Raw genomic sequence first — 1,978 nt, 5'->3', positions numbered from 1 at the left:
TTATTTCCTATTTCTACGCGTTTTCCAAACTCAGCTCCTGAAATTCTTTCAAGAGCATGCAAAGGATGAGTTGCTGTATAGATATGTACACCTGGTGCAAGAAAACAATTATCTCCTATTCTTATTTCACATACATCTAAAAGTACGCAATCAAAGTTAGCATAAAAATTTTCTCCAACATGAATGTTAGAACCGTAGTCACAGCGGAAAGTAGGCTCTATGCAAAGAGAATTTCCCGTAGACCCAAACAGTTCTTTTAATAAGTTTGTACGTCTTTCTTCTTCCCTTTCTGTTGTTTGGTTATAAAGCCTTGTTAATCTTCGAGCGTTTTCACGTTCTTTTATTAATTGCGGATCAGCGGAAAGGTATAATTCTCCATCCAGCATTTTTTGTTTTTCTGTTTTCATTTTGCATCCCCTTTTTTGTAGTTCCTTCTCTAACCGATACTGATTTATTCTCTTACACGATATCATGTTTTTAAACCTTTGTCCGGTATTCGCTGAGATTATCACCCACCCGGCAAACATTAGTTAATTTAATAACTCCCGGAAGCTAATTTTTTAATCTTTTTATGTAAAAGGAATAGTAAGAGAAAACTTCATCACATATACTATATAAATTTATATAAAAGGCAGGGATATCATGAAAGCACAGCGCTTGGTAGATGACCGAAAAKGAACATACAGCAAGGAAGTTCAGAAGCACTTTAACCTCAAAATAAATAGAAAAATTTACACACAACCCTCACCGCAATCACCTTCCTCATCCCCTATACAGAAGAAAAATCTTAAATACAAACCTCAACATAAAGTTCTACGCACGTATGATAAAAAAGATAAAACATTAAATGATACACAAGAAAAGCCCATAAAATYTGCAAAAACTAGATTAACTAAATATGAAAAGCTTCTATTAAGCAACCAGCTTTCAGAATCTGCGGCTCTTTACTCACCTTTTGGGTTAGAAGAGCTGGTACGAATGGCTAGTAGAGAGGAGTGAACGATTTGTGTTGTGTGAAAAAGTAATCATTGATACAAACATTTGGGCTTCACATGCGCTTAATTATCCAGAAGTTGTAGAATATATTAATGAACTTATTTCAAATAATGCGGAATTTTTAATGCCTACCGTTGTACAAATGGAACTTCTGTCGCATTGGGAAGTAGAAACAAATCCTCAAGTCAAAGCAGTAAAAAATCATTATATTTACGATATGACAGATAAGATTGTGGACGTTACAAGTGAAATTGCGCAGCTAGCAGCTCAAATTCGCCGAAAAGCTAAAATAGAATCCAATAAAAAAATTAAAGGCCCAGATGCGATGATTGCCGCATCTGCTTTTATACATAATGCAAAACTGATTTCTAACAATAATAAAGATTTTGCTTGGGTTACATTTAATTTCAGCTATCGAGGTCAACCATTATCTTATGTAAATCCTATTAAAGATACGATTGCTTATGCTTCTTTTATTAAAAGCTTTGAACATCCCACCCTTCCCGATGCTGATAACTTACAAGAAAACGAGAAGGAAAGCTAATTTGCTTTTATTTTCAAAATAATCCTCGTCTCCCTCCTTTTTCAAATTAAAAGTTTGACGGGTACATACTCCAATTCTTTCTATAATGAATACAGTAAAAAGCATAAAAACTTAGGCGGTGAAAAGAGTGAATTATCAATATTACCCGGAACAACCTTTAGAAGAGTATCAATATGGCTATGATTATTATTCGAATCCTCATGAAACTGACGAAAGATTCCCATATGGTTATTATCCATATCCTCGCCCACGTCCATTTTATCCTTCCCCTTATCCTCGTCCTATTTATTACCACCCCCCTTACTTTTACCCTCGTCCTCGTCCATTTTACCCACACCCAGTGTATTGGAGATAAAAAAAGAAGAGCGATCAGCTCTTCTTTTTTGTTTCTTGATATTTAGACATCTCTTCTTGAATAATGGTCACAAACGCTTCATT

General features: G+C 34.9%; 4 protein-coding genes. 3 read left to right on the top strand and 1 reads right to left on the bottom strand.

Annotation, left to right across the window (positions count from 1 at the left end):
- Window positions 1-407: maltose acetyltransferase domain-containing protein (locus tag AC1DRF_RS24990; RefSeq protein ID WP_477741965.1), on the bottom strand; the 407-nt coding region annotated here is incomplete at its 3' end.
- 235 nt (window positions 408-642) lie between these two features.
- Between AC1DRF_RS24990 and AC1DRF_RS24985 the strand changes: the two genes are divergently transcribed.
- The 3 genes from AC1DRF_RS24985 to AC1DRF_RS24975 all read left to right on the top strand — a co-directional run bounded on the left by AC1DRF_RS24985 (window position 643) and on the right by AC1DRF_RS24975 (window position 1,895).
- Window positions 643-999 (top strand): hypothetical protein, encoded by a 357-nt coding sequence (locus AC1DRF_RS24985; RefSeq protein WP_477741964.1) that lies wholly within the window; start codon window positions 643-645, stop codon window positions 997-999.
- 7 nt (window positions 1,000-1,006) lie between these two features.
- Window positions 1,007-1,540 (top strand): PIN domain-containing protein, encoded by a 534-nt coding sequence (locus AC1DRF_RS24980; protein ID WP_427076566.1) that lies wholly within the window; start codon window positions 1,007-1,009, stop codon window positions 1,538-1,540.
- A 127-nt stretch (window positions 1,541-1,667) separates the two neighbouring features.
- Window positions 1,668-1,895 (top strand): hypothetical protein, encoded by a 228-nt coding sequence (locus AC1DRF_RS24975; RefSeq protein ID WP_075419947.1) that lies wholly within the window; start codon window positions 1,668-1,670, stop codon window positions 1,893-1,895.
- Window positions 1,896-1,978: the final 83 nt, after the last annotated feature.

It is taken from the genome of Priestia sp. P5_B4 (assembly GCF_056400385.1).
This window is presented reverse-complemented; position numbering and strand designations above follow the sequence as displayed.